The 25,750-nt window shown below is 49.8% G+C and carries 22 protein-coding genes; 7 read left to right on the top strand and 15 right to left on the bottom strand.

The window, feature by feature from the left end:
* Nucleotides 1-82 precede the first annotated feature (82 nt).
* The 3 genes from AC0YNV_RS06400 to AC0YNV_RS06390 are packed head-to-tail and all read left to right on the top strand — an operon-like array spanning nt 83 to nt 3,748.
* Complete coding sequence (locus AC0YNV_RS06400) at nt 83-1,165, top strand: GerAB/ArcD/ProY family transporter (RefSeq protein ID WP_475766790.1); 1,083 nt, start codon at nt 83-85, stop codon at nt 1,163-1,165.
* Nucleotides 1,155-2,600, top strand: coding sequence for a spore germination protein (locus AC0YNV_RS06395; RefSeq protein WP_475766788.1), 1,446 nt, complete (start codon nt 1,155-1,157; stop codon nt 2,598-2,600). Before AC0YNV_RS06400 ends, AC0YNV_RS06395 begins: the two co-directional genes overlap by 11 nt.
* Nucleotides 2,597-3,748 carry a Ger(x)C family spore germination protein gene (locus AC0YNV_RS06390; protein WP_475766786.1) on the top strand — a complete coding sequence of 384 codons (1,152 nt, stop codon included), beginning with the start codon at nt 2,597-2,599 and terminating at the stop codon, nt 3,746-3,748. The genes AC0YNV_RS06395 and AC0YNV_RS06390 overlap by 4 nt, the downstream gene beginning before the upstream one ends.
* A gap of 144 nt (nt 3,749-3,892) precedes the next feature.
* Here AC0YNV_RS06390 and AC0YNV_RS06385 read toward each other — a convergent pair whose 3' ends face one another.
* Nucleotides 3,893-5,752, bottom strand: a complete 1,860-nt coding sequence (locus AC0YNV_RS06385; RefSeq protein ID WP_475766784.1) for an LTA synthase family protein — start codon at nt 5,750-5,752, stop codon at nt 3,893-3,895.
* Nucleotides 5,753-5,964: 212 nt separating this feature from the next.
* Here AC0YNV_RS06385 and AC0YNV_RS06380 point away from each other — a divergent pair, with 212 nt between their 5' ends.
* Entirely contained in the window at nt 5,965-7,086 is a 1,122-nt protein-coding gene (locus tag AC0YNV_RS06380; protein WP_475766782.1) for a GerAB/ArcD/ProY family transporter, read from the top strand.
* A 296-nt stretch (nt 7,087-7,382) separates the two neighbouring features.
* Here AC0YNV_RS06380 and AC0YNV_RS06375 read toward each other — a convergent pair whose 3' ends face one another.
* The 8 genes from AC0YNV_RS06375 to AC0YNV_RS06340 all read right to left on the bottom strand — a co-directional run bounded on the left by AC0YNV_RS06375 (nt 7,383) and on the right by AC0YNV_RS06340 (nt 15,674).
* Nucleotides 7,383-7,994, bottom strand: a complete 612-nt coding sequence (locus tag AC0YNV_RS06375; protein WP_475766780.1) for a nitroreductase family protein — start codon at nt 7,992-7,994, stop codon at nt 7,383-7,385.
* Nucleotides 7,995-8,070: 76 nt separating this feature from the next.
* Nucleotides 8,071-8,892, bottom strand: a complete 822-nt coding sequence (locus tag AC0YNV_RS06370) for a GNAT family N-acetyltransferase (protein WP_475766779.1) — start codon at nt 8,890-8,892, stop codon at nt 8,071-8,073.
* Between the two features lie 309 nt (nt 8,893-9,201).
* The gene (locus AC0YNV_RS06365; RefSeq protein WP_475766778.1) at nt 9,202-9,378 is read right to left on the bottom strand and encodes a hypothetical protein; all 177 of its coding nucleotides are present in this window, start codon (nt 9,376-9,378) and stop codon (nt 9,202-9,204) included.
* Nucleotides 9,379-10,002: 624 nt separating this feature from the next.
* On the bottom strand, nt 10,003-11,259 hold the full coding sequence (locus AC0YNV_RS06360; RefSeq protein WP_475766776.1) for a cytochrome P450: 1,257 nt from the start codon (nt 11,257-11,259) through the stop codon (nt 10,003-10,005).
* Between the two features lie 404 nt (nt 11,260-11,663).
* Entirely contained in the window at nt 11,664-12,458 is a 795-nt protein-coding gene (locus AC0YNV_RS06355; RefSeq protein ID WP_475766774.1) for a Nif3-like dinuclear metal center hexameric protein, read from the bottom strand.
* Nucleotides 12,459-12,734: 276 nt separating this feature from the next.
* Nucleotides 12,735-13,385 carry a succinate dehydrogenase cytochrome b558 subunit gene (locus AC0YNV_RS06350; RefSeq protein ID WP_475766773.1) on the bottom strand — a complete coding sequence of 217 codons (651 nt, stop codon included), beginning with the start codon at nt 13,383-13,385 and terminating at the stop codon, nt 12,735-12,737.
* Nucleotides 13,386-13,473: 88 nt separating this feature from the next.
* Entirely contained in the window at nt 13,474-14,658 is a 1,185-nt protein-coding gene (locus tag AC0YNV_RS06345) for an NAD(P)/FAD-dependent oxidoreductase (RefSeq protein WP_475766772.1), read from the bottom strand.
* Between the two features lie 248 nt (nt 14,659-14,906).
* Entirely contained in the window at nt 14,907-15,674 is a 768-nt protein-coding gene (locus tag AC0YNV_RS06340; RefSeq protein ID WP_475766770.1) for a sugar phosphate isomerase/epimerase family protein, read from the bottom strand.
* A gap of 304 nt (nt 15,675-15,978) precedes the next feature.
* Between AC0YNV_RS06340 and AC0YNV_RS06335 the strand changes: the two genes are divergently transcribed.
* Nucleotides 15,979-16,686, top strand: a complete 708-nt coding sequence (locus AC0YNV_RS06335) for an MBL fold metallo-hydrolase (protein ID WP_475766769.1) — start codon at nt 15,979-15,981, stop codon at nt 16,684-16,686.
* Nucleotides 16,687-16,690: 4 nt separating this feature from the next.
* Nucleotides 16,691-17,260: a TetR/AcrR family transcriptional regulator gene (locus AC0YNV_RS06330; protein ID WP_210045983.1), complete on the top strand. Its 570-nt coding sequence runs from the start codon at nt 16,691-16,693 to the stop codon at nt 17,258-17,260.
* Here the strand turns inward: AC0YNV_RS06330 and AC0YNV_RS06325 are convergent.
* The 4 genes from AC0YNV_RS06325 to selD form a co-directional block, all read right to left on the bottom strand.
* On the bottom strand, nt 17,248-18,018 hold the full coding sequence (locus tag AC0YNV_RS06325) for an SDR family NAD(P)-dependent oxidoreductase (protein ID WP_475766767.1): 771 nt from the start codon (nt 18,016-18,018) through the stop codon (nt 17,248-17,250). The two genes, AC0YNV_RS06330 and AC0YNV_RS06325, sit on opposite strands and share 13 nt — an antisense overlap.
* 11 nt (nt 18,019-18,029) lie before the next feature.
* On the bottom strand, nt 18,030-19,187 hold the full coding sequence (locus AC0YNV_RS06320) for a cysteine desulfurase family protein (protein ID WP_475766765.1): 1,158 nt from the start codon (nt 19,185-19,187) through the stop codon (nt 18,030-18,032).
* A gap of 92 nt (nt 19,188-19,279) precedes the next feature.
* Nucleotides 19,280-20,341: a tRNA 2-selenouridine(34) synthase MnmH gene (gene mnmH, locus AC0YNV_RS06315; protein ID WP_475766763.1), complete on the bottom strand. Its 1,062-nt coding sequence runs from the start codon at nt 20,339-20,341 to the stop codon at nt 19,280-19,282.
* A 44-nt stretch (nt 20,342-20,385) separates the two neighbouring features.
* On the bottom strand, nt 20,386-21,435 hold the full coding sequence (gene selD / locus AC0YNV_RS06310) for a selenide, water dikinase SelD (protein WP_475766761.1): 1,050 nt from the start codon (nt 21,433-21,435) through the stop codon (nt 20,386-20,388).
* A gap of 159 nt (nt 21,436-21,594) precedes the next feature.
* On the opposite strand from selD, the gene AC0YNV_RS06305 reads away from it, so the two are divergent.
* Nucleotides 21,595-22,662 (top strand): permease, encoded by a 1,068-nt coding sequence (locus AC0YNV_RS06305; protein WP_475766760.1) that lies wholly within the window; start codon nt 21,595-21,597, stop codon nt 22,660-22,662.
* 195 nt (nt 22,663-22,857) lie between these two features.
* On the opposite strand, the gene AC0YNV_RS06300 is transcribed toward AC0YNV_RS06305, so the two are convergent.
* Both AC0YNV_RS06300 and AC0YNV_RS06295 read right to left on the bottom strand, forming a co-directional pair.
* Entirely contained in the window at nt 22,858-24,465 is a 1,608-nt protein-coding gene (locus tag AC0YNV_RS06300; protein ID WP_475766758.1) for a gamma-glutamyltransferase family protein, read from the bottom strand.
* Between the two features lie 25 nt (nt 24,466-24,490).
* On the bottom strand, nt 24,491-25,738 hold the full coding sequence (locus AC0YNV_RS06295; protein ID WP_475767316.1) for a protoporphyrinogen/coproporphyrinogen oxidase: 1,248 nt from the start codon (nt 25,736-25,738) through the stop codon (nt 24,491-24,493).
* Nucleotides 25,739-25,750: the final 12 nt, after the last annotated feature.

Raw genomic sequence — 25,750 nt, 5'->3', positions numbered from 1 at the left:
TGTTTCTGCATAAATTTCATACGGCGGCAAATAATACCAATGACGTCCAGACGATCACAATGATCGGGGGAACAATTAAACCATGATTTCACAAAAGCAGCTGGTGTCTCTGCTGGTATTAATCATTTGCTTCAACAACTTCGGTGTTTTCAAAATGATGACAATGATCCATGGACAGCGGGATGCCTGGATTGGCGTACTCCTGTCGTCAATACCCGCCTTGATTTGGGCTTTCGTACTGGCCTGGATAAGCCATCGCATGTCCTCAGTCACGGTTCAAGGCTGGCTGAAACAACGTGCGGGCACATTCATAGGCATGTTGATTACGGCGGTTTTGGCGGTCATCCTGATGTTGAATCTGTATGTCAACATGACTGATCTTGTACATTGGGTCAACATATGGTTTTTGCCCAATACGCCGAACTTCTTTGTTGTATTCATTATTAGTGTTTCGGTCTTGCTGGGCAGTTTGCTTGGGCTGCGTACCTTGGCAATTGCTGCGGGCGTCCTGCTCCCGATCGTTATCATCCTCTTTGTGGTTCTGCTCTTCGGAATATTCAAATTCCTTCACTTTTATGAATTGGTTCCACTCCTGGAGCGGGGATGGACACCGGTAGGAGGGTCCCTGTTATCCTCACTGGCCGGCATGTCGGATTGGTTTATCCTTATCGTCCTTGCCCCCTTCGTCGACACCAAATCCAAAATCAATTTTAAAACCATTTATGCGCTCCTTCTAGTTCATGTCATCACCCTTGTCGTGCCAATCGTGATTTCTCTTGGCGCATTCGGGACTATTGAGTCGATTCAGCAGCGTACCCCTGTTTTCGAGCAATGGAGACTGGCAAATTTGGGAATGAATTTCTCGCATATCGACTCCTTATCCATCATTTATTTTTTTTCAGTCTGTCTCATCAGACAATCTCTGTTGTTGTTTGCCGTTTGTTCGCTAATGCCGAGAAGGACAATGACCCCTTCTGTTGGCGTCATGGCAGTCCTATGGTTGGCCATCTCGTGCGTGTGCTTGATGTCCACCAATGATTTGAAATTTATTCAGCTTACCGTTCGTTGGCATGATCTTGCGATGGGCTTGGGATTGGGCGCTGCCGCAATGGTATTCTTTATTTTAAGTTTCCGGAGATTGAAGGTGAAACCAGGTGCCGAATAAACATCAAATCACGGAAGAAGCAGCCCGTTCTTTTTTTGCGCACTGCCAGGACGTTACTGTAAAAAAAGCTGCAATCACAGACCATCCCGCAGAGAATGGTCCGTTTATCATGTACTGCGACGGGTTGATCGACGATAAACAGATCAATGAGGTGGTTCTGCCGCTGCTGCACACATTGTCTGAAAATCGGGAAGAAAAAAACCCGGTATGGATGAATGCGGAGATACTGGATGACACAATCTCCTTCACCCGGATAGCGGAAGATATCTTTGCAGGCCATTTTGTGATCGTATTCCCTGACTCCGATCCTTTTGCTCTATCCGTTGATATCGCTATGCGCCCGGAAAGATCAACCGAGGAATCGAATACGGAATCTTCGGTCAAGGGCCCCCGGGACGGATTTACGGAGCAGCTCGGCACAAATGTCGCTTTGATCCGCAAACGGCTGCGCTCCCCCAAGCTGGCCTATAAACGCTATGTCATCGGTACGAGAAGCAAAACGGAAGTAGGACTTTTGTATTTTCATGATTTGGTATCACCTGAGATCATTGCAGAGGCGCAGCGAAGGCTGCTTTCGATACATACCGAAGGCCTGATTGGCTGCAATCAACTGGAAGAAGCGCTGTCAGAGTCCCCCTATCATTTACTGCCGCTGGTCGATTATATCGGCAGACCTGACTTTGCGGCTGAGAGTTTGCTAAACGGAAGGTTCGTCGTATTGATGGATGGGTCGCCGATGGCCATTATAGCCCCAATCAATATAGCAACCTTGTTAAAGTCGCCAGAGGATGAAACCGTATCATTCTATTTCGCCGCATTCCAGCGCATTATCCGCTACAGCGGACTGGTAGTTTCGTTATTTTTGCCAAGCTTGTTTATTGCATTAACGGACTATAACATCGAACAAATCCCACTCTCCTTTCTGGCCACCATAGCCATTTCCCGGATCGGAATCCCGTTTTCCACGCCGTTCGAAGCTTTTCTGATGGTTGGCATGTTTCAACTGTTCAGAGAAGCCGGTGTTCGGCTGCCAAAGGCGGTAGGCGGTACTGTGACGGTGGTGGGCGGTCTTATCGTAGGGGATGCGGCGGTTCGCTCAGGATTAACTTCTCCGACCATGATCGTCGTGATTGCGACAACCACGATCGCTTCGTATACGTTGGTTAACCAAACATTGGCCGGTTTCATTGCCATTCTCCGGATACTGCTGATGATTCTTTCATCGCTATTTGGAATGGTGGGATTTTATCTGGGGTTTTATTTAATTATCATTTATGCATCCTGGTGCAAATCATACGGTATGCCGATTCTTTCCCCTGTCTCTCCTTTCAAATCCCGGGATATCCTCGCAGGGCTCCTTAAAAAACCATGGAGCAGGAAGAGGAAGCCGCAGGATGTGCAAACCTATGTACCTGAAGGAGGCGGCGAGACTTGAAGTGGAAATGTAAAATGGCTGTCTGCATCCTCGTACTGGTGTTATCGACAGGCTGCTGGGATTCGAAAATCATTCAAAATTACATGTATATCTCGGCGCTCGGAATTGATTACAAGGGTAAGGAATATACCGTTTACTTTCAGTTCATGGATCTTGCCGGGATTTCAAAATCGGAAAGCGGCAGTTCAAGCCAACCCAAAAACACGACATGGACTGGAAAAGCAGCGGGTCCGACCCTCAACATGGCTTTTTATAATATGATTAAACTATCACAGCAGCCTATTCTCTGGAGCCACATCAAAATGATGGTTTTCACGCCCGCTGCCTTGGAAATTGGAATAATGCCTCTGTCTAAGGGAGTAACCGGCCAAAGAGATTTACGTTATACTTCCCAGCTTTACGGTACACAAGGCAATCTGGAGGAATTGTTTTCTATTCCCACAAATTCCAATACAACCCTGATCAATTCTTTGCTCATGAGACCTGGACTGGTTTTGAAGCAGTATTCCTATTTCAAGCCTGTGAACCTGCAGGACTTCTTGTTGAATGCGAATAAAAATTACGCCACCTTTGCCATACCGGTTGTTGCTATCAAGGAAGGAGCCTGGTCCAAATCGGAGTCCGGCAAGGATCAATCTACCCCCGTAATTGACGGCGTCATGATGCTGCGCGGAGAAAAATATAGAGGTTCTTTTGACGGTGCGACGGTATCCGGCATGCGCTGGTTGAACAAAAAAGCAATCATTGACCCCCTGCTTCTAAAGAAGGGCGACCGAAATGTTGCCATCCTGCAGATAGAAAGGCCGAAAGTGAAAATACAATTTGCCAACCTGGATAAGAAACCTGCCTTCAGTCTGCATCTAAGGTTTTCAGCGACAGTAGTCGAGATGTTAAGCAGTGAGAATGAAGCAGAATTAAAACGGCTCGCTGAGCAGCAAATCAAAGCAGATATTCTGGACACATTCAAGGCGACAATCGTAAAAGACGTGGATTTGTTTAACGTGGAAGAAATTTTTCATAGAAAACATCAAAAGCAATGGAAGGAATGGTTTCAGAACAACCATTTCAGATGGAACAAGGATTCCCTGACATCCATAAACGTGACAATCAAATTAAAGCATGCCGGCACGAATTATTTGGGAGAATAAGTACCTGCAACGCAATAAACAAAAACAGGACATAGCGGCGCCAATGCCCTGCATCGTCCTGTTTTTTGTTTGTTCAAGCCGTTCAATATACTGAAACGATCCAGTTCTGCTGGTCACGCAGCGGATTCATGGTCCATAGGCTGTCTACTGCTTCCGGTCAGGCAGCTGGATGACGTAGCTGTCGGACATATTCAGCAGCTTGAGCGCCCGATCAAATTGATCCCGGGTAGCTTTGGAGGCGGGATCTTTGAGCCCGGGAACTGGATAATTGGATCCATCCTCGAACCCTTCGCCCGGCAGGAAGATCGACTGGTCGTTGATCAGCGAGCCGGAGGGCAGGTAATAGCGCTGAGGCAGCAGATTGGAAGTCTGGTTCAGCAGATCCTGTCCAAAATGAATATGATCCGCAAGCGGCGCGCCGGTCAGATTGGCTACCGTCGGCAGAATATCCGATTGCGCCCCTGTCTGATTGAATACCTCCGGCTTTGTGACGCCAGGAGAGGCGATAATAAGCGGAATGTTCATCATATCGGCATAGCTGTACTCATGGCCGTAAATTTCCTGCATCAGATCCTTGTCGTCATGATGGAGCGAGTACATGGGAAGGCCCATATGATCGCCGTACACGACGAGAACGCTGTTGTCCCAGACGCCGCGTTTTTTCAGATCGTCAATGAACAGCCCCACCGCGTAGTCAGCATAATTCTGCGCGCGGATATAATCGCCGACGAGGGTGCCCTCATACCGTTCGGGCAGCGTCATTTTGTATTTCCGTTCCGGAATGGTAAAAGGATGATGCGCCGTCATCGAGATGACCTGCGAGTAAAACGGCTTGCCGCTGTCGTTCATCCGCTCCAGCTCCTCGGCCGTCTTCGAGTACAGCACCTCGTCCGATGAGCCGAAGAAAATGGTATCGTCAGTCCCGAAAAAGCTCTGGTCGTAATAATGCTCGAAGCCAAGCGCCTTGTACAGGTTGTTGCGGTTCCAGAATTCGATGACATCCGTATGGAAGGTCGCCGTCTGGTAGCCCTGCGAGGTCATAAGCTTCGGCAGGCTCGGCAGCTCCTTGTTCGCGTACATCATCGTAGCCGGCCCCTGCGGCGGGATGTAGAAGGAAGTGTTCACGACGAACTCGGCGTCTGACGTGTTGCCCTCCCCCACCTGCTGGAAGAAATGCGGAAAGTAAAAGTTGTCATGGGCCAGCTTGTTCAGATTCGGCGTTATTTCCTGCCCGTCGATCTTGAGATCGATTAGGAAGTTCTGGAACGATTCCAACTGCAGAATAATAAGATTTTTACCTTTAGCGGCGTTCCAGTACTGCGGGACAGCAGGCTCCTGCACATTCTTGAGCTTGTCGATGGCGTCCTGCGTAATCTCCTGCGGATCGATGATTTCTTCATTGTTATTGGCGAACAGCGAGTACACCTCATAATTCAGAATACCCATGTCCTCGGCTTTGACGATTTCGTTCATGCTGGCGCGGTTTGGGTAGATGCTGAAAAAGCAGAGAACCAGAGACACCACGAACAGAACCGTAGCCGCCTTCCGGTTCACGCCACGCGTCGCAATCCGCTTCCATATTTGCGCTGTCTTTTTGCGGAACAAGACGAAGCCAAGAACGATAATATCCAGAAAGATAAGCAGATAATAAGGATCAAGAAGCGAGAAAGAGCTGTTCTTCACCGCCGTGACTTGATTAACCTGTTCCAGGGCATGATAGGTAACGATGACGCCATAATATTTGTAATACATAATAACCGCGAAAATAATCGCTGTCACGAACAGGTTGGCCGTCATATACAGCCCGAGCTTGCGCTTGACGGCAAACATCTCGATCACGCAGAACAAGAGCCAGAAGAAGGGCAGCTCGGTCACCAGCATCTTCCACGAAAGCCCCCCGTCGAAAATCGAAAAATAGGCAATCGCGCTTTTTAACAGCAGAATAATCGTAAAAAAAATGAACGGTCTTACGCGCAGAAGGCGCGCAGGGTTGAAAAAAGACACAGAATACTACCTTCCTTTCAGTCGCCCTATGATGGCAGCATAAAAAATAAATAGGACCTGAGCAGTCTATTAATAGAATCCATTATGATCCTTCTGATAGTGGATGTCAAAGTGAACAAACTCCACATTTGTCTGCATCTGCATAATATCCGCCTGCCGGCAAATAATATCAATATGCGAAAGAACCGATCCATAGAGGGGACCAGAAAAGCATGAATCATAAAGATTTTGTGAGCCCTTCTCAAATGGCATTGCTGCTGCTTGCCTTTACCCTTGGCTCCTCCATCGTATTTATTCCAAATCCGGTCATCCATGCTGCCAGCAATAGTGCCTGGATCTCTGTCATCATCTCCGGAACAGCTGGCATTCCCGGACTTCTCAGCGTCCTTTATCTGTACCGGATCTATCCGGACAAATCCTCCATCCAATATCTGGGGGACATCTTCGGCAAATGGATCGGTACGGTCTTTGCCGTGCTGATGCTCCTTGCAATCGTACGAATGACCGCCAATATTGTCATAGGAGTAGGTGCTTTCTTTACTACCACCATGATGCTGGGAACTCCTTTGTATGAGTTTCATGTCCTCATTCTTCTTGTTGCCGCGCTCACGGCGCTGGCCGGAATCGAAGTGACTGCCCGGTTATTCAATCTGTTCCTCCTGTTAATGCTGGCTACAATCATCCTCATTTTGCTTTTTGGCATGGGGAACTACCATCCGGCTAATTTGCTTCCTCAGTTCACGGGCGGCATATCGCCTATTTTGCATGGCGCGATCATCAATTTCGGTTTTCCCTATTCAGAGATTTTCACATTTTCCATACTGCTTTATTTTGTGCGTCCTGCCAGGAATGAACCGCTTGGCAGACTTCTGTTTTCCGTATACGCCCTTAACATGTTGATCTTTATCCTGGTCGTCTTATGCGCCACTATGACGTTTGGAAGCGGGGCAGGCCATCGTAATTTCACCTTGTACGTGATGGCACGCGTGACTCATATTTCCGGATTTGTCGAAAGGAGCGACGCGATTGCCGGTATTACGCTGATTGCAGGATCCTATATCAAAGCAACAATCGCTTTAATTTCGCTCAGCTCGGGGATCGCTCATCTTCTGAAGCTGAAGGACAGCAGGTCCGTCATCCTTCCCCTAGTACTGCTGTTGCTATTTATGTCACTGACCACGTACTCGACTCAAATGGAATCCAGTATAACCTGGTATCTCATCGTGCCTGCTATCAATATGTGCGCTACAATCCCCATTATTCTGGCGGCGGTTACCACCATGATCAAGCGCGGCTTCAGGAAGGAGGGCAAATTGAATACCGCTGAGGAGTGACGTACTGGTGATGAAGACTGCGCCGGATCCGGGGGCTGGATTCAGAAGCTGGCGCTGTCCTAAGGGGCTTCGGGTTTCGGGGGGCTGGCCGACGGGAAAACGGATCTGACCGTATCCAGCTGCAAAGCAAAACAGGACAAAGCTGCGGCAATCGACCTGCTCTGTCCTGTTTCTGGTCATATCTAATTCACAATAATTTCATAGTCATGCCCTGTTCCATATGAAAGACCGGTTTGATCCTCATTCATGTGGCTTTATCAGCCTCGAGTTGGGCTTTGTGGATGGGACTTACCTCTTCAGGATCCTGGTTTGCCTTCAAAAACGACTTCGCTCAGCGGCTTGCGGCCATTAGGCACTTCCCTGAGCCGGACCGCTTCCGGCAATTCGTTTTTGTCGCCCTGATAGCCAATGGCTATCACGGCATGCAGCTCGTAGTTGTCCGGAATCTGTAATGCTTCCCGCGCCGCCTGACGGTCGAAACCGCCTATCGCATGAGTGGACAATCCCTTCAGGGTCGCCTGCAGCGCCAAATATCCCCAGGCGGTTCCGCTGTCGAAGGCATGAGCTCCATTGGGATCGCCGTTTTCACGCAGCTTATCGGAGGCAATGACAACAAGCACAGGCGCACTGGACGCCCAGGTTCTGTTGAAATCGGTAAGGAAGCCATGGAACACGCGCAGCTGCTCCTCCGTCTTCGCCACAATGAAGCGCCATGGCTGGTCATTGTAGGAGGACGGCGCCCAGTGGGCCGCTTCGAGCAGGGTGTTCAGATCCTCTTCGGACACTTGCCGACCGGAAAAAGCACGAGGAGACCAGCGGTTCAAAAACAAAGGGGCAAGCTCATGTTCCGATTTCCGGTTTGCTTGGACCTCCTCGGTAAGTGAGTCGACGATTTGATAGTTGCTCATTGCTTAAACACACCTTTCCAATGGGAATTTGTCTAATTACATTTGTATTTTATCATATATGAGAGCGGGAGAAGGCTTAAAGTTGGTACGAATAATAATCTTGCGCATGTACCGCCTTGAATCCCACAGATTCATACAATCCCAGAGCATGGTTGTTTTTCGTTTCAACCTCCAGGTGTACCGAATGACCGGTTGAACGTTGATCCTGTATGACCCGGCGCAGCACTGCTCTGCCTATTCCCCTGCCCCTCTGATCAGGCAAAATGGAAAATCCATAGATCCACGCCTGCCCATCTTTCCGGCTCACACGAATTTTCCCTACTGTCTTATCGTTCATCTCAATCATATACATATCGGTGTCTTCGTCGTCCTCAACCCTGCTTTCCATAGCTTGGGCATCTGCTTCGTCAATTCCGAACCCTGTGACCGATAAATGCACACGCATGTCAAAATCCTCGGCTGCCGCATGCCTGAGAGCAACCCCCTCAGCGGCATCCAGCGGCCTTTCCTGCCACTCCATTTGATGTTCGGAAAATGCATAAACAGCGCCTTGTTTCTTTAAAAAGGCTTTTGCCGTATCCGACCCTGCAGGAGCATTCAACAATATTTTTTTGTATCCGTTATGCCTGGCTGTTTCCATTCCCTGCCGGAACAATTGCTGGAAATATCCCTTCCGTCGCTCACCAGGCATTACCATACCGCATACTTCAACTGTGGAACCAAAAGGGTACAAGCCTAGAAACGCCGCAAGTTTGCCATTCTCATAATGAATAAAGTCAAGCTGATCCCCTTCCCGATTTCTCAGCATTCCCCAATTAAGTTTAAGCTGCAACTGATCATGCGTTTCACATTCGTGCTGCAGTTGTTCAATATCTTGCAATTGCTTTGTCGTTAACATTATATTCTCCTTGTTTATGGATTTTAAATAAGGACTGGTTCATTTACTCATTCCGCTGGCCTTCCAGCTAAATTAATACAAGTTACTTGAATAAGCAAGAGGAACGAATGAAAACATGATTTAATATTCGATTTTTCCAGGATACAGAAGTAATGAAAAACTCATATGCTGCCGGGCAAGCCTGGAAGTCAGATATACTCAAAAAAGCATTAACCCAATTTATATAGGCTAGTGTCGCTGGGCATTCGCTGAGCATAAGATATCCCATTAGAAAATTCGATTACTGGAGGAAATGATATGTCTTTTAATTCATTTGATCATCCTGCGAACTTTTGGTGGAACCGCAGCATCCTTGGCGGCATTCTCGGCGGCGGATTCCCGGGCGGCATTCTCGGTGGCGGGTTCCCGGGAGGCTTCCCCGGCGGCGGATTCCCGGGGCATGGATTCCCCGGCGGCGGCTTTCCCGGTGGCGGATTCCCGGGGCATGGATTCCCCGGTGGTGGCTTCCCCGGTGGTGGCTTCCCTGGCGGCGGATTTCCCGGCGGTGGCTTCCCCGGCGGCGGATTTCCCGGCGGCGGGTTTCCCGGCGGCGGATTCCCCGGCGGTGGCTTTCCCGGCGGTGGATTCCCCGGTGGTGGCTTCCCCGGCGGCGGCTTTCCCGGCGGCGGGTTCCCGGGCGGTGGCTTTCCCGGCGGTGGATTCCCGGGCGGTGGCTTTCCCGGCGGTGGATTCCCCGGCGGCGGGTTCCCGGGCGGTGGCTTCCCCGGCGGCGGGTTCCCGGGCGGTGGCTTTCCCGGCGGTGGATTCCCCGGTGGTGGTCCCGGCGGCGGCGGCCCCGGCAGGTATCTCCCCAGCGGTGAGGAATTAGATAAACAGGTTGAAGTACCTGTTATTAGGGAGCAACAACCCGGCCCTCGTTCAGCCGCGCCTATCCTATAATAAAAAACACCTGTTTCGAATGGTTGTGATGGCTCGTCGCTCTCACATTAACCATGGAACAGGTGTTTTCCTTACTTATGCCGAAGAAAAATTGATTTTAATTAATATACATAATATTTAATATAATTAATTTTTAATCCAATTAATTATACCCTCTAGAAATGGAAGTCCTCACTTTCGTCTGATATGACTCATCTCGAAGCCGCTTCCAGGTATTGATGGCATCCGTCTCAAACTATACCTTAACTTCTGTTCAGGAACTTCAAATTCAATTTTGTTAACCAGGAAATCCAGGCTCGCCTTCATGATTTCGACTGTTACGCCTTCGCCCGGGCAGCGATGCCCCTTGTCAGGATCGCCTCCGCCCTGGGGGATAAATTCATACCAGCCGCCTTTCCATTCCTTAAATCTCTCCGGCCGGAATTCTTCCGGGTTACTCCAGATTCTGGCGTCATGATTAATACCGTAGATATCAAGAATGCCAAGGGTCCCCTTCTTGAATTCATAATGCTTCCATATAAAGTCCTCACGCACCCTTGCCCCCAGTATAGGGACAAACGGGTAATAGCGACGGACTTCCTGCGTGAACATTTCGAGATCGTCCCCGCTGCCGGCGCGCAGTTTTTCTTTCCATTCCGGATGCTTATACAGCGCTAAAGCTGAAAATGTGATAAAGGTTGCTATCGCTACAATCGGCCGCAATACGTTTATGAGTTCTACTGCAGCTATTTGGGTGTCCAGCTGACTTCCATCAAGCGCCTTGTAGAAAGACATCGAATAGAGTGCTGAATCCTCCTCAGCCTTCAGCTTGCCTTCCCGGACATCTTCAATCAACGATCTGATCCAATCCTCAGTCCGGTTTCTTGCCAGCCTTCCTCGCAAGTGACGCAGGCCGACCGCTCCAAAAGCATCAACCATCGCACTGAAGTCGTTTGCCCTTTCTTTGACTTCTGATTCCTGCAGCGGAACACCTGCCCAAATGCAAGCTGTCCGGCATAGAATTTCCTTCGCTTCTTCAAAAAGCACCACTTTATCGGCGCTTTCCCACTTGCTGGAGGCAGTCTGCCACTGCTCCATGGCAAGCTCGGCAAGCCTTTTCTGATGCGGCGGGGTCAAGAGTGATAAAAAAAGCAGCCTCCGGTGGATGTGCGCTTCGCCATCCATTGTCTGGACGCCATTCGCGCCAAACAACGATTCCTGCAGACGCTTGGGCAAGGCGCCTTTGCGCACAAACCGTTCCGGATCGTAAAACACTTTCACCGCTTCTTCTCCGCTCATGCAAATGACCTTCTGTCCGAGCAAATGCGTTACAAATATATCGGACTTATATTTCTCCATCCGATTTGGAATGAACAAATACCCTTCCCGCATCAGCGCAAGCGTGTGATCAAGACCATGCTCGTGCGGAACCTGCTCTTTCGTTAACATAATCGGTTCATCTCCTGAATTTCAAGTAAGCGGCTCCAACGCTGCTGCACTCCATTGTTTTCCTTGATATTTTGTTATACCCCACCGCGCCCGGAAATTATTCATGATCGGTGCATCCGACCGGTCTAAAGAAAGCTAAGAAAAAGCGGCTTCTGCGTCCCTTGTTGGCATCGTTAGCATCTTCCTCGAAAATATCAAAAAGGGATAAGGTATCTCTAATCGGACATTTTAAGAAGAACCGGCTTCGCCGTCCTTTGGCGGCAAAGTTAGTTTCTTCCCTCAAACCTTATAGAAATTTATAGGCGTGAAACTTATAAATTCTATAAGGTCAAAAAAAACGATACCATAACTGGCATCGTCCTTGAACGTATTCCCTTTGGCCTGGTGAACGATTCGGGCTGTCGTCAAATGCGCTGAACCGCAAGCGTGCTCTCCATGAAGGCTATCTGAAGCTCGGGGAATGCCTCGTGCAGCATCTCCACAACGGTCAGCATGCCAGCCTCCTCGCTCTTCTGATGACCCGTAATGATCAGCGCTTTTGCAAGTCCCATATCGGCAGCGTCCCTTACATATTCATTCGTCTCCCATTCATTCGTCTCGCCAACGATCAGCAGATCGATATCCCGGCTTCCAAGAAATTCGATATGCTGGCGGCCTCCGGACGCTCCGGGCATCAGCCCAAACCGTCTCACCGGCAAATCGGGATCTCCAGCTATCAGCATGCTTTCTATGCCAAGCCTGCTTTTCATATGCGAGGCGATGCTGCGGACTGTGTGCCGCTCGCTCGAAGGAGGCGTAAGCAGGTTTATTTCTGCCGGATCCGAGTATGCTTCCCACTCCAGCTTCTTCAGCATTCCGGTGAGAATGCCGTCCGGTTTGTAGGAATGGACATAATCATGCAGCCGGAAGATTGCGACGCCAGATTCCTCGATAAGCGCATGTTTTCTCTCATAAACCGCATTCCCGTTAAGCCAGGCACCCTCATCCGTATGATTGTAATAAGTCGGTTCATGAGTAATGATCAGATCGGCGCCTGATTCAACGGCCTGCTTGATGATCGCATAAGTGGCCATGAACACAACAGCCACTTTCCGGACCTCGGAATCCATGCGCCCGCTCTTCAGCGTATCGACAGTCGGATCGAGACGTCCGACTGGGCCCGTGAGCCGCTCCAGCACCATCTGTACAGTAATAGTCATAATGGATTCCTCCTTGGAATGCTTGCTTATTTAATTAGTTTACGTTTATTGGCCCATGATAAGCAAGGGCAGGTCAGTTTAGCCTACACGAAACGGCTGAAGCCGTCCTTAGGCTGCTTAGGCCAGTTCCCTCCCACAGAAATATAAGCAAAGTATGGAGGAATTTTATACCTGCTTATATTACAAAAAAGCCGCCCTTAGGGCGACCTTTCAGATGACAATATATTCAGAACAGATGCCCCCCTCCCCCGTTCTGGAGACGGTTCCCTATCCGCATCATGCCAAACCAGCCGCTTCTTTGAATTCATCGCCAGTGAAGGCAAGGAGGGAAAGAATGAACAACGCCGACAGAAGCACGAATACGGCCATGCAAATAAAAGAAGAGATTTTTTGCGCTCGCGGGGTAATCGTGATGCCCCAACTGATCAGAAAAGCCCATAGACCATTGCTGAAATGGAATACCGCCGACAATACGCCGATAACGTAAATGACAAAGAACGAGGGATTCGTGGTGATTTGATGCATCGTCGAACCAAGTTCCTCGTGCGTGATATTGCCCATGTAAACTTGAAAACGGATATTATAAAAATGCCAGCACACGAAAATAAACGTAATTACACCGGTAATACGCTGCACCGTGAAAGCCCAATTTCGTCCGTACGAATATTGCCCTGAATTCAGATTGGACTGATAGGCCATGTACAATCCATAAATGCCGTGAAACAAAATCGGAAGATAGATCACAATAAACTCAAGCACTGGCAAAAGCGGCAGGCTGTTGATGAAATGCACTGCGCCCGCGAATCCTTCAGGCCCGCGCTCAAACGCTTGATAATTGGCCAATGTGTGTACAAGAATGAAGCCCCCGAGCGGAATGACCCCAAGCAGCGAGTGCAGCTTGCGCCAATAGTACGAGTTTCCTTTCATTTTCCTATTTCTCCTTTATAGAGGCTGCTTCCCTTTTCGCTTGATTCAAAAGGGATCTGAAAAGAAGGGATGACAATTTCATTGCCCTTTATTTCTGCAGGCTTGCCGCGTCCCAGATATATTTTTTTATACGCCAGCCCAGCTTGCCTGTTATAACAAAGTCGATTCCCCATTTTTGTGCCCAGGTCAATCCTTTCCCAGGACCCAAACCAATGCAGAACGCATCCATATAACTGGTATGCACAGGTGCGGAAAGTCCTTCAAGATCAGCCGCCAAAATCTTGCCGAGCCTTGCCGCTTGGGCGATCGCTTCCTTGCAGGTCATCCCGTCTGCCCGCCCGGTGTGCGGATCTACAGCTTTGGCACAGTCGCCGATGCTGTATACCCCTTGCATGCCTTGAACCCGATAGCTTGAATCAATCATCACATACCCTTCCCCAGTGACCGGCAGGCCAATTTTACTCAGCATTGGGTTGGGCTGCAGCCCCAATGTCCATACGCATAAACCTACAGACTGCGTCTCACCGCTGGCCAGTGTTAGTTTCCCCCCAGTTTCCCGGAGCACCCGGCTCCCATGGACGACCTTTACTCCACTATCCAGGAGCAAACGCTCCAATTTCAATCCAACCTTGGCAGGGCCCTCCGGAAAAAGCCTTTTATTCGTATTGTATAAGTTGATTTTCACCTTATAAAGATCAAGTCCGAGCTGCTCGGCATCTTTACGAACATAATAAGCCATCTCAGAGGCCGTCTCCATACCGCTTATACCTGCTCCCGCGATGGCAACGGTCATCAATCGATCACGCTCTCCCGGATTGGCTTCCGTCGCAGCCAGTTTCAAATTTGCACGCCAAACGTCCCGGATTTTCAGCGCGCTGTCCATTGTCGCAAGCGGCAGCCCCCCTTGCTCGGGGTCGGGCTGCCGGACGATGCTGCCGGCAGCTACGACGAGCATGTCATAGTTCATTGCATGCTCTGTTCCGGCTGCATTGCGCAGCAGCAGCTTTTTCTCTCCCGCTTCGATCTTCACAACTGCAGCCTGTACAATTTCTACCCCTTCGGGAAACATTTTTGCAAAAGGGATCTTGATGTCTTCATTCGTCACAGCTGGCCTGAACAGCAGTACCTTGCGCAGATGATAGGGATTCTTGTCGATCAGGACGAGCCGTAGCTGATGTTTTCCTGATTCATCCCTGAATGCTTTGCGAATCTCCTTCACCGCATGAATGCCCGCATGTCCGCCGCCAACGACGACGCATGTCAATTCTTTCATCCTAATCACTCCTTAAATGCGTTTGCAGATAAAACGATACAGGAGTAATTTTTGTGACATCCATGACGATAGATTTTAAATAAAATAATAACGCGAAATATTTGGTATATAATGGGAGTTTATATGTACAGGAGAATAAAAAGTGAGGGAGTATGCTGAGCGTTCGATGCTGAGGAGGCAGGGATACGGCTAAAAAGATTGGCGCCCTGCAATTTAGAGCTGCAGAACACCAATCATTTGAATCTCGTCTACTTGCTGAAAACCCGTTTCATAAAAGCCAGGCTTGCTGCAAACTCTGTGTCGGGATCATTGACCTTGCATTCCGCCGAGATCATGCCGCTGTAACCGGCAGCATGCAGGGAAGCTTCAAATTCGGCGTAAGGATATTGACCCGTCCCCGGAGAGAGACGCCCCGTATCGGCCAGATGGATATGGGCGAGCCAATCCTTGTTATCGATGAGCGTACCGAGCGGCTCATTCTCCTCATCCATATGATAAAAATCAGCCAACACCCGAATGGAGGGATGATTCACCTGTTTGGCGAACATGACCGCTTCGGATACGCTGCCCACAATGTTGGACTCCTTCGAATTCAGCGGTTCAATAGCAAGCGTGACGCCGGTTCCGGCAAATTCTGCGGCAATCCATTCCAGCAATTGCACAAACTGCTCCTCCGCTTGCTGGCGCTCCCAGCCGTCGGGGATATTGCGGGAGCGTCCGCTGCCGAGTACGGCGATTTCCGCGCCGACTCTGTTCATGGCAGATGCGGCTTTATGGATATAACGCTGAATGCGGTTTACGTCCACTTCCGGACCTACGACTTTAATATCGCCTGGAAAAAAAACATTGAATGCCCGGACCGGAATCGGACTGTCCGCATAGACGGGAATCTTCTCGGCCGCTGCAGCCTCATTTTCCAAATCAAGCGATACAAGCGCGCATTCGATATAATCGAAGCCCAGCCGCTTAAGTCTCTCCCCTTCCTCAATACCACTGCACCAACCAAATGTGTACATATTTTCCCTCCTATTATGAAAGCGTTTCAGTATAAGCTTACTGCGAAATGTCCAGGTTAACAAGTAAATCTCCAACCGTTAACTGCAGATTTTCGCAGCTCGGTTGTCAGTAATACTGCAACCGGTAGCTGCAGGTTTTCGCAGCTCGGTTGTCAGTAATACTGCAACCGGTAGCTGCAGGTTTTCGCAGCTCGGTTGTCAGTATCTCCAACCGGTAACCGCATGGCAAAAAATACTTTGCAAAAACTAATAATAAATGTTAATATACTAATATCATTAGTTTCAGAAAAGGAAGTGTTGATTCATGCGGATCCTTAAGTATAGTACGGTTTATCAATTAACATTTTTACCCCGTGCATTTCCTGTTAATTGTTATTTGGTGGAGGAAGAAACGGAGCTGACTTTAGTCGATGCCGGAATGCCTTTCAGCATCAAAGGCATTCTGGAAGCAGCGGCAGGGATCGGCAAGCCTCTCACCCGGATTGTCCTTACGCATGGGCACGGAGATCATGTCGGCGCTCTCGATGGCTTGAAACAAGCCTTGCCCGAAGCCAAGGTGTATATATCTGCACGCGATGCCCAGTTATTGGCCGGGAATAAATCCTTGCTGCCCGGAGAACCACAATCGCCGATTCGCGGAAGTGTTCCCAAATCCATCCGGACGAAACCCGATGTCCTGCTCGAAGAAGGCGACCGCATTGGGTCGCTTCAAGCCATTGCGACACCCGGGCATACCCCCGGACATATGGCCTTCATTGATGTGAGGAATAATGCGCTCATTGCCGGCGATTCCATGCAGACCCGTGGCGGCGTCGCTGTCTCCGGCAAAGTAAAATGGCGATTCCCCTTCCCGGCCATGGCAACCTGGAACAAGCAGGCTGCCCTGGACAGCGCAAGAAAAATGCGGGCATTAACTCCATCTCTTCTGGCTGTAGGCCATGGCAATGTCATTGTGAATCCTGCTTCAGAGCTGGATCAGGCGATACAACAAGCCGAGAAAGCATGGAGGTGATAGGATGGCTGCCCGCCCTGGCATCAATAAAATGGTTGTGCTGCAAGCTGCAATAGAGCTTGCAGATGAAATGAGTCTCGAACAAATTACATTGGCGCTTATCGCCCAAAAATTAAAAATAAAGACCCCCTCGCTTTATAATCACGTGGAGGGCATGCCCGGCCTTCGCCGGGATCTGGCGCACTGGAGTCTCGGCCAAATGAAGGAATATCTTGCGGACGCGGCTATTGGCGTATCCGGCGAGGATGCATTGATGGCGATGGGACTTGCTTATCTGGCTTTTGCCCGCAAGCATCCCGGCCTGTATGAGGCCTCCTTTTGGGGACCTGAGCGCAATGATGCTCATGCAGTACAACTGGGAGAGGAGATCATCCATTTAATCCTCCGTGTTATGGAGGTGTATGAGCTGTCCGAGGATGAAGCGCTTCATGCGGTTCGGGGACTGCGAAGCATTTTTCACGGATTTGTTTCCCTGGAGATCAATAAAGGCTTCGGTCTCGCCCTGGACCGTGATCAAAGCTTTCGCTATATCCTCCGAACCTTCCTTAGCGGATTAAAGCGTCAGAAGCCATAAATCGTCATGCCTCCATCGACGTAAAGCGTCTGTCCTGTCATGTAGGCCGCTGCGTCGGAAACAAGAAAGACGGCGGGGCCAACCAAATCCGGCAGCTCGCCGATCCGCTTCATCGGCGTACGGGACAGCACGTCCTGCAAGAAGACTTCATCGGACAGAATTTTTTCTGTGAGCGGCGTTTTAAAGTACCAGGGACCGATGGCATTGATGCGAATGCCATATTTCCCCCACTCCAGCGCGAGGATTTTGGTCATTTGGATCAGGGCAGCCTTCGTTGAGCCGTAGACGACCCCCGTGCGCAGCGCAACATGGCCGGCGACGGATGAAATATTGACGATCGATCCGCCTCCGGCCGCCTTCATATGCTCCCCAACCATCTGCGAGAGAAAAAACGCCGATTTTAAATTGGTTTGCATGATCGTATCCCATTCATCCTCGGTTACTTCCAGCGCGGGGGTGCGGATATTCATACCGGCATTATTGATCAGAATATCGATTTTTCCTGCCCAGGCTTCCGCTTCCCTAACGGCTTCCCTCAGATTCGGCTGGTCCTTCAAATCAACCGGCAGCGTCAATGCCCGACGTCCAAGCGATTCAATGATTTTCGCCGTACGCTTCAAATCCTCCGGCGTACGCGCCATCAGCGCCACATCCGCTCCAGCCTCTGCCAGCCCGACGGCCAGGGCTCTTCCGATGCCGCGGCCTGCTCCCGTAACGATTGCTTTTTTTCCCTCTAATTGAAAAGACGGCAAATACATATGATTTCCTCCTATTCTCTCTCCAACAGGCGTTCCTTGATTAATGCGGATGCATACTCAATATCATCGATGGTCGTATAGCGGCCAATCGAGAATCGTACCGTACCGGCCGCGATATCCCGAGACACATTCATAGCTTTTAGAACAGGAGACATATTCTCATCTCCCGTATGGCAGGCTGAACCCGTAGTAGCGGCAATTTCCGGTACCCGATCTAACACCTCTTGACCTGTTTTCCCGATAAAACTGACATTCAACGTATTGGGCAGCCGTTCCTCCGGATGTCCATTCAGAACGATTTGATCATGAAATGCATCTGATAATTTCCTCCAGAGCAGGTCATTCAATTCCTTGATTCGAATCTGATCGTAAAGTGCCGCAGCAAGCTCTGCCGCTTTGCCCAAGCCGACAATATAAGGAACATTCTCGGTACCTGCCCGTCTGCCGGATTCGTGATTCGCGCCGTGGATATGAGGTGTGAGTTCAGTGCCTTCTTTTACGAATAACGCACCGATTCCTTTTGGCGCATACATCTTATGACCTGCAATTGTGATGAGATCAGCCTGAAGTGCATCCGCTTTGACAGCAATCTTCCCTGCAGATTGTGCAGCATCCGAATGGAGCAGAATGCCCCTGCTGCGAGTGATTTTGGCAATCTCATGGAGAGGTTGAATGGTTCCCGTTTCATTATTCGCATGCATCACGGAAACAAGAATCGTGTCTGCTGCTATGGCGGCAGCGATATCGTCCTGATGGACGCGCCCGTATTGATCCACGTCTACATAGGTAACGCGTGCCCCGATGGATTCCAGGAAGGCGCACGGACTCAGCACCGAAGGATGTTCGATTTTCGTTGTGACAATATGATTCCCGCGGTGGCGGTTGGCAAAATAAGCCCCTTTGATAGCAAAATTATTCGATTCGCTGCCGCCGCTCGTAAAAACGATCTCCTGCGGCTTGCATCCGAGCAGGCCCGCTACCCGGCTTCTGGCAAGATCGACGGCATCTTTGATTGTATGCGTTGCCCAATGAGAAGAAGAAGGGTTCCCGTAATGGTTCTGTAAATACGGGAGCATTTCATCCAGCACTTCCTGATCGATTGGCGTGCTTGCGTTATAGTCGAAATAATAGCGGTTCTGTCCGGTCCCGTTTTGCACGACTGCCGTCATTCCTATCCCCCTCCTCAATTCGAAAAGCCCAGCCCGATTACCCCGTTCTTCAGGATTCGGGCTAGGCTCTGTCCAGGCTGCCCACTACCTTCTTACTTTTCATACAATTGCAATTGAACACTCATTGCTTCGCTTATAATCCCTTCAATTTGGGTCATAGCGTCATCTACCGATGCAGCCTTCACGTAAGAAGTGACTTCTTCCTCATGAGTGCTCGAGGAATGGGAATACATAGGATCATAGTAATGAACAAGAAGCAGTTCCACTGCCGCTGCATACTGCTCATTCATCAGGCAGGATTCAATCTCCGCTGCGATGGGTGTATGGATTCTCGATTTTATTTGCTTGAAGGCCCTCATACATGCCTCAGCATTCTCCCAAGGCATATAGTCTTCGATAATTTGCCGTACACGTGCTTCAAGCGGGAGCTCGATTTGAATGTGGTGCCCGCTTGCACGCCTGTCCATAATGAGATCCGGGAGGGTAATTTTCCCGATTCGTCTGCTCTCCGCTTCGAACAGCATATAAGCAGGCTCGCAGTATGTGCGCAAATCATCCATAAGTAGCGCATCAAATGTTTTTTGATTATGGGCTTTTAATCCGATTTCCCCGAATATGGAGCCTCTGTGGCCGGCTAAACCCTCAAGATCGAGAACCGGATAGCCTTTCTCCTTTAATTTTCGCAGAATCGCGGTTTTTCCGCTGCCTGTATTCCCATGAATAACAAAAGCCTGCTGATCCAGCTGCAGCGTATTTAATTGCTCAACGACCCACTGCCGATAGGCGCGATAACCGCCTGTCAACCGATAGGCATGTATACCCATCAGAGACAGCAGCGTCGCCGTGGTTTTACTGCGCATCCCGCCCCGCCAGCAGAATACCGATTTATTCTGGGGAATTTCAGCAAATTGCTTAATGAAAGCAGGCAGTTTGGCAGAGACGATTTCCAGACCTCTTTCCTTTGCTGCCTGTACGCTGACCTGCTTATAAAGCGTACCGATTTCTGCGCGTTCCTGGTCGTCGAACAAAGGAATGTTCAGGCTGCCGGGAATCGTCGCGTCGGCATATTCCGAGGGAGATCTCACATCAATCATGACGAGCTCCTTCCGGTCCCGATACGCCGACCATTCCTCAATCGTGATGTCTTGAAACATGTTTTTAAGACCCCTTCATGCTGTTCGATTTGTACTTAATAGCATTAAATAACGACAATGCGGCCAGCGCCTTCGGCCCCTGCCTCTCCGATAATGCTCGCTTCGACCCCCGCTGCCATGAGCTCTTGCAGCATTTCCTCTGATTGTTCAGCCGCCACAGCGATCAGGAGGCCCCCCGATGTTACAGCATCGCAAAGGATCCAACGGTCGATTTGATCCATCGCTTCGGGAAATGCAACATCATTTTCGATATAGGCAAAATTATTTTTTGTGCCGCCCGGAACAAATCCGGCTTCAGCCAGCTCTCTGACCCGGGGAAGCAGAGGAACCGCTTCTTTTACGATGGTAATCCCTACTTCGCTGCCTTTTGCCATTTCCAGAGCGTGTCCGATCAGACCAAAACCCGTTACATCCGTACACGCACTTACGTCATATTTGCTCATGATCTCGGCTGAGGATTTATTCAGTGTGGCCATAACGCGGGTAACCCGCTCAACTTCTTCGGCACTCAACTGATCTTTCTTAATTGAAGTCGTCATGATGCCCACGCCAATCGGTTTGGTCAGAATCAGCTTGTTCCCAGGCTTTGCGCCTGTGTTCGTTTTGATCTGATCAGGATGGATAAGTCCGGTTACAGCAAGTCCGAATTTAGGCTCTTTATCATCAATTGAATGTCCGCCAACAAGCGTAGCGCCGGCTTCTTTCACTTTATCTGCAGCTCCGCGGAGGATCTCCGCCAGAATCTGTTTATCGAGCGTAGCAATCGGAAATGCAACGATATTTAACACCGTTAACGGTCTCCCGCCCATGGCATAGATGTCGCTTATTGCATTTGCCGCGGCAATTTGACCGAAGGAATAAGGGTCATCCACGATAGGAGTAAAAAAATCCACCGTTTGAACCAATGCCAATTCATCGCTTATTCGAAATACACCGGCGTCGTCGCTGGTCTCGATCCCAACAAGCAGATCAGGGTTGCGCTCTGCCAGGGGGAGGCTCCCGATGACTTGCTTCAAGTCAGCCGGTCCTATTTTGCAGCCGCACCCGCCCTTACTCGATAAGGAGGTTAATTTTACGGTATGATTGATATTCATTATATTCTTCCCTTCTCTGACATCTATTTGTGATGATCTGTATCATAAATGGTACCTGATTGCGCAAGAAAAACGCAAATGCAGATATCCTGCCCTCTCCTTATTATATGATATAATCCAGTGTAGTCATATGAACCTTATAGAATACTGGAGGATAACATGTCAACAATCAGGAATTCGAGTTTACGCACACCCGTCCACACCCGAAAAACATGGATGATGATTAGTTTATTTATCGTGATTACCATCGCCGGATTAACCTATGTAAAATGGGCGCCGTATTATCATAAGGCGATGTCAGCGGCAGATACACATTCGATCGGCTCATCCATTCTGAATGGCTTTCATGCGGATGACACTGTTTCGATATGGCAATCTGCCGCAACATACGCGATGACTTATTTTAAAGCGGTCTGGAAGGCGGCCCTGCTGGGAATGATCGTCGGATCGATGATCCAGGTGCTGCTGCCGGCGAATTGGCTGCTTAAGCTGCTGGGCCGGGCTTCTTTTAAAAGCACCTTGATTGGCGGGGCCTCGTCTCTACCCGGTATGATGTGCTCATGCTGCGCGGCTCCTATTGCATCAGGGATGCGCAAACAGCAAGTGTCCGTCGGAGCAAGTCTGGCTTTCTGGATGGGTAATCCCCTGCTTAACCCGGCTACACTCATTTTTATGACTTTCGTTTTATCCTGGAAATTTACTATTCTCCGTTTGGTTTTCGGTATTGTTATCACCTTCGGCATCAGCTATCTGGCAAACCGCTTCGCCAAACCTGATAACAAGACCGATGAATTGATTTCAAATCATCTGCCTTCAGTGGAAGCCGACAACCGCCCGCTTTGGTCGCGCTGGATTACTAGCTTCGGACGGATGCTCATTCAAGTTATTCCAGCCTATCTTATTTCGGTCTTTATCCTTGGCATTTTACAAAGCTTTATGTTTCCCGAGTGGTTGAATGCAGGCTTCGCAGCGATAATCTTCTTTGCTATCGCCGGGACGTTTTTTGTTATCCCCACTGCTGCCGAAATTCCAATCATCCAATCCTTTCTTTCTTTTGGAATAAGCTCAGGCGCCTCAGCGGCGCTGCTGATTACCCTGCCGGCAATCAGTTTGCCTTCATTGCTGCTCGTCTCCAGAGCTTTTCCGCAAAAAGTGCTCGTATTCGTAACGTCCTCGGTCATTGTTTTAGGGATCATTTGCGGGTGTGTCGGAGCTTTGTGGCTATAGCCGAGGCAGGTCAAGCTGTCGTATCTACGTTATCATAGTCCCCTGTCATACAAGGTGCAGTCCACTGATAGATTCAATATCCGCCCCTGCCGGAACAGAGGAGGACCGCCGCCTTATCAGCGGCGGTCCTCTTCTGCACACCGGCAAGCCAAGCATGCAGCTTCAGCTTAAACTAAGCAATCAACATTGCCCCGTTCACCATACGCTCACCGCTCCATCTGTTCTCGGTTCCGTACCTCCCACCAAAATACCCTCCGGCGTTCTCCAAATAATCTGTCCACGGCCGAATCCCAGGCTTGGAGCATATTGAATCCGATGACCCATCCGTCCCAAAGCACCCGCCATATGTTCGGGAAACGAATGCTCCAGATCCACCATATTGCCTTCCTTCCACTGCCATCTCGGAGCATCCAGGGCAGCCTGCGGATTCAGGTGAAAATCGATGGTGTTCATCACGACCTGCACATGCCCCTGCGGCTGCATGAATGCTCCCATGACCCCAAACGGCCCAACAGGCTGATTGCCTTTTGTCAGGAAACCGGGGATGATCGTATGATAGGTTTTTTTCCCGGGTGCCAGGCTGTTGTCATGCGCCGGGTTCAGCGAAAAAGTATGACCGCGATTCTGCAAGGCGATTCCCGTTCCCGGAATGACAATGCCTGAGCCGAATCCCATGTAATTGCTTTGGATAAAAGAAACCATGTTCCCTTCCCCGTCTGCGGTGGACAAATAAACCGTCCCGCCTTTGGGTGGGCTGCCCGGCTCCGGAAGCAAGGCTTGTCCGCCGATCAGCTTCCTTCTCTCATCCGCATAAGCGTCCGATAACAAAGCCTCGATCGGCATTTTCATTTTGGCGGGATCGGTTATATATTTCAGCCCGTCGGCAAAGGCAAGCTTGATGGCCTCGATCTGCTTGTGATACGTGTCCGGAGAATCCCTGGATGTGAATTCGAAGCCTTTTAATAAATTAAGAGCCATGAGTGCAACGATTCCCTGACCATTAGGCGGTATTTCCCATACATCGTATCCCCGGTAGTTTACTTTGACCGGTCGTACCCATTCAGCCTTGTAGCCCGCCAAATCTTCTTTCGTCAGATAACCGCCGTACTTCTTAAAGAAGGCATCGATCTTCTCGGCCAATTCGCCGCGGTAAAATGCTTCGGCCTTCGTTTCGGCAATCAACTGCAGGGTAGCCGCATGATCTTCCGATTTCCAGACTTCACCGATCCTTGGGGCTCTGCCCTCCGGCGCGAATGTCTGAAACCAGTTTGCATATTCTTCTCCCTTTACATTTCTACTGTAATTATTGAACCCATTGCTCCACCCTATCCCCAGAGTCGGGGTAACGGGGAAACCGTTTCGGGCATAATCAATGGCAGGCTGCATCACTTCGCTGAATGGAAGCCTTCCGAACCGCCCGGATAATTCCGCCCACGCGGCAGGCGCCCCGGGTACGGTTACCGGCACCACCCCATATGCAGGCATTTCCGAATACCCTGCCTTGAGCAGGGCTTGGATAGATATGCTGTCCGGGGCAGGTCCGCTCGCATTTAATCCGTGCAATTCGCCATTCGTCCAGACCAGAGCAAATGCGTCAGAACCGATTCCATTCGATGTAGGCTCAACCACCGTCAAGCAAACCGCGGTCGCTACAGCCGCATCGATGGCATTTCCCCCTTTTTTTAGAATGGCAAGCCCCGCCTCTGCCGCAAACGGCTGCGATGTAGCCACCATGCCATTCTTCGCAAACATGGCATTTCTTCGGGAAGGATACGGATAATAAGCTGAATCAAAATCCATCATTATGACATCTCCTTCTTTTTAGCCTTCATCGTGATCCACCGGAAAGGGCATTCGCTAGTTCTGCGGCCTGCTGCATATCCTCATGCTGACTGGACCAATGCCATGAACCGTAACGGCCGATGCTGTATATTCCGTGATCTTGAAGGTAACAGCGGATCGTCTCGATCACGCTGCTTTCGGCATAGCAATAATTATGTTCCAGGAAAAGCATGTTTTGCGCGACAATATCATCTTCATGCTCTACAAAACCTATTCGCTGTAAATCTTCCAGGATTTGAGGAATGAGCTGCTGTGCTTCCTCACGATTAGTGAAGAAGAGAGGCGAACACTCCACATACATGGAACTGTACCCTTCCGGGGCCAGCAGAGGCTGAATATTGCTATAGAAGCCGACTCTGTAAAAATGATAGCTCATATCCGGTACATAAACCCAGGAAATGTCCCCGTGATGCCGATTTCGCTTCACGCCTAAATTCAGGATCATGCCCTTGCTGGATCTCAGTTGTCCCGATAGCGCTGCGACAGACGGATCAATATCAGGAATGATCCTTATCAAAGAGGGGAGCGGGATCGTCGATATAATCGTTTCCCACTTCTCCAATCGGCCATTGACCCGCATGGTTTTTTTATTGATATCGATTTCCTCCACCACTGCTTCAAAATCAATGTTTACATTGCGTGCCAAAAAAAGTGGAATTCCCTTGGCGCCAACCGTTCCGGCAGGATACAGAAAGTCGCCATTATACCCATTCGGCTGATGATCCAGTCTGACATTCCTTATCCGTTCAAACTTTCCTGTTCGAATTTGCGACAGGTCGTCGAGGCCAAACATCTTTCGGTTGTAATTTTGGAAGAAGGCTCGGAATAGAGTCGGTCCGTAGGATTTCAATAATAAGTCATGATAATGACTGAAGCTCACATCCACATCCTGACCCGCTTCCACTAACTCCTTCTCCACTGCTTCAACAAAATCCTTGTTGGTATGAGCGCGAAAGCTTTGCTGAATAGGAAAATCCAACAGCTGCCCATCCAGCCACACATAGGCATGCCGCGTATGCCCTGCAAGTTCCATTCCCTTCAGGAGCTTCAGCGCCTCGGGAGCATTCTTATGATGAAACCAGTGTCCGCCGCAATCAAAGCGGAACGTTCCCGGACTTGCTTCGATCTGATAAGAGTGCGCTTTCCCGCCCAGATCAGAGGCGCCTTCCAGAATTTTAACCTGATCCTTACCGTATGCATTTGCAAATGCCAGCCCCGTTACTCCCGCCCCTATAACATACAGCTT

The sequence above is a fragment of the Paenibacillus sp. JT31N11 genome (genome assembly GCF_056269285.1).
The sequence above is the reverse complement of the archived record's forward strand: the minus strand, read 5'-3'. Positions and strand labels throughout refer to the sequence as shown.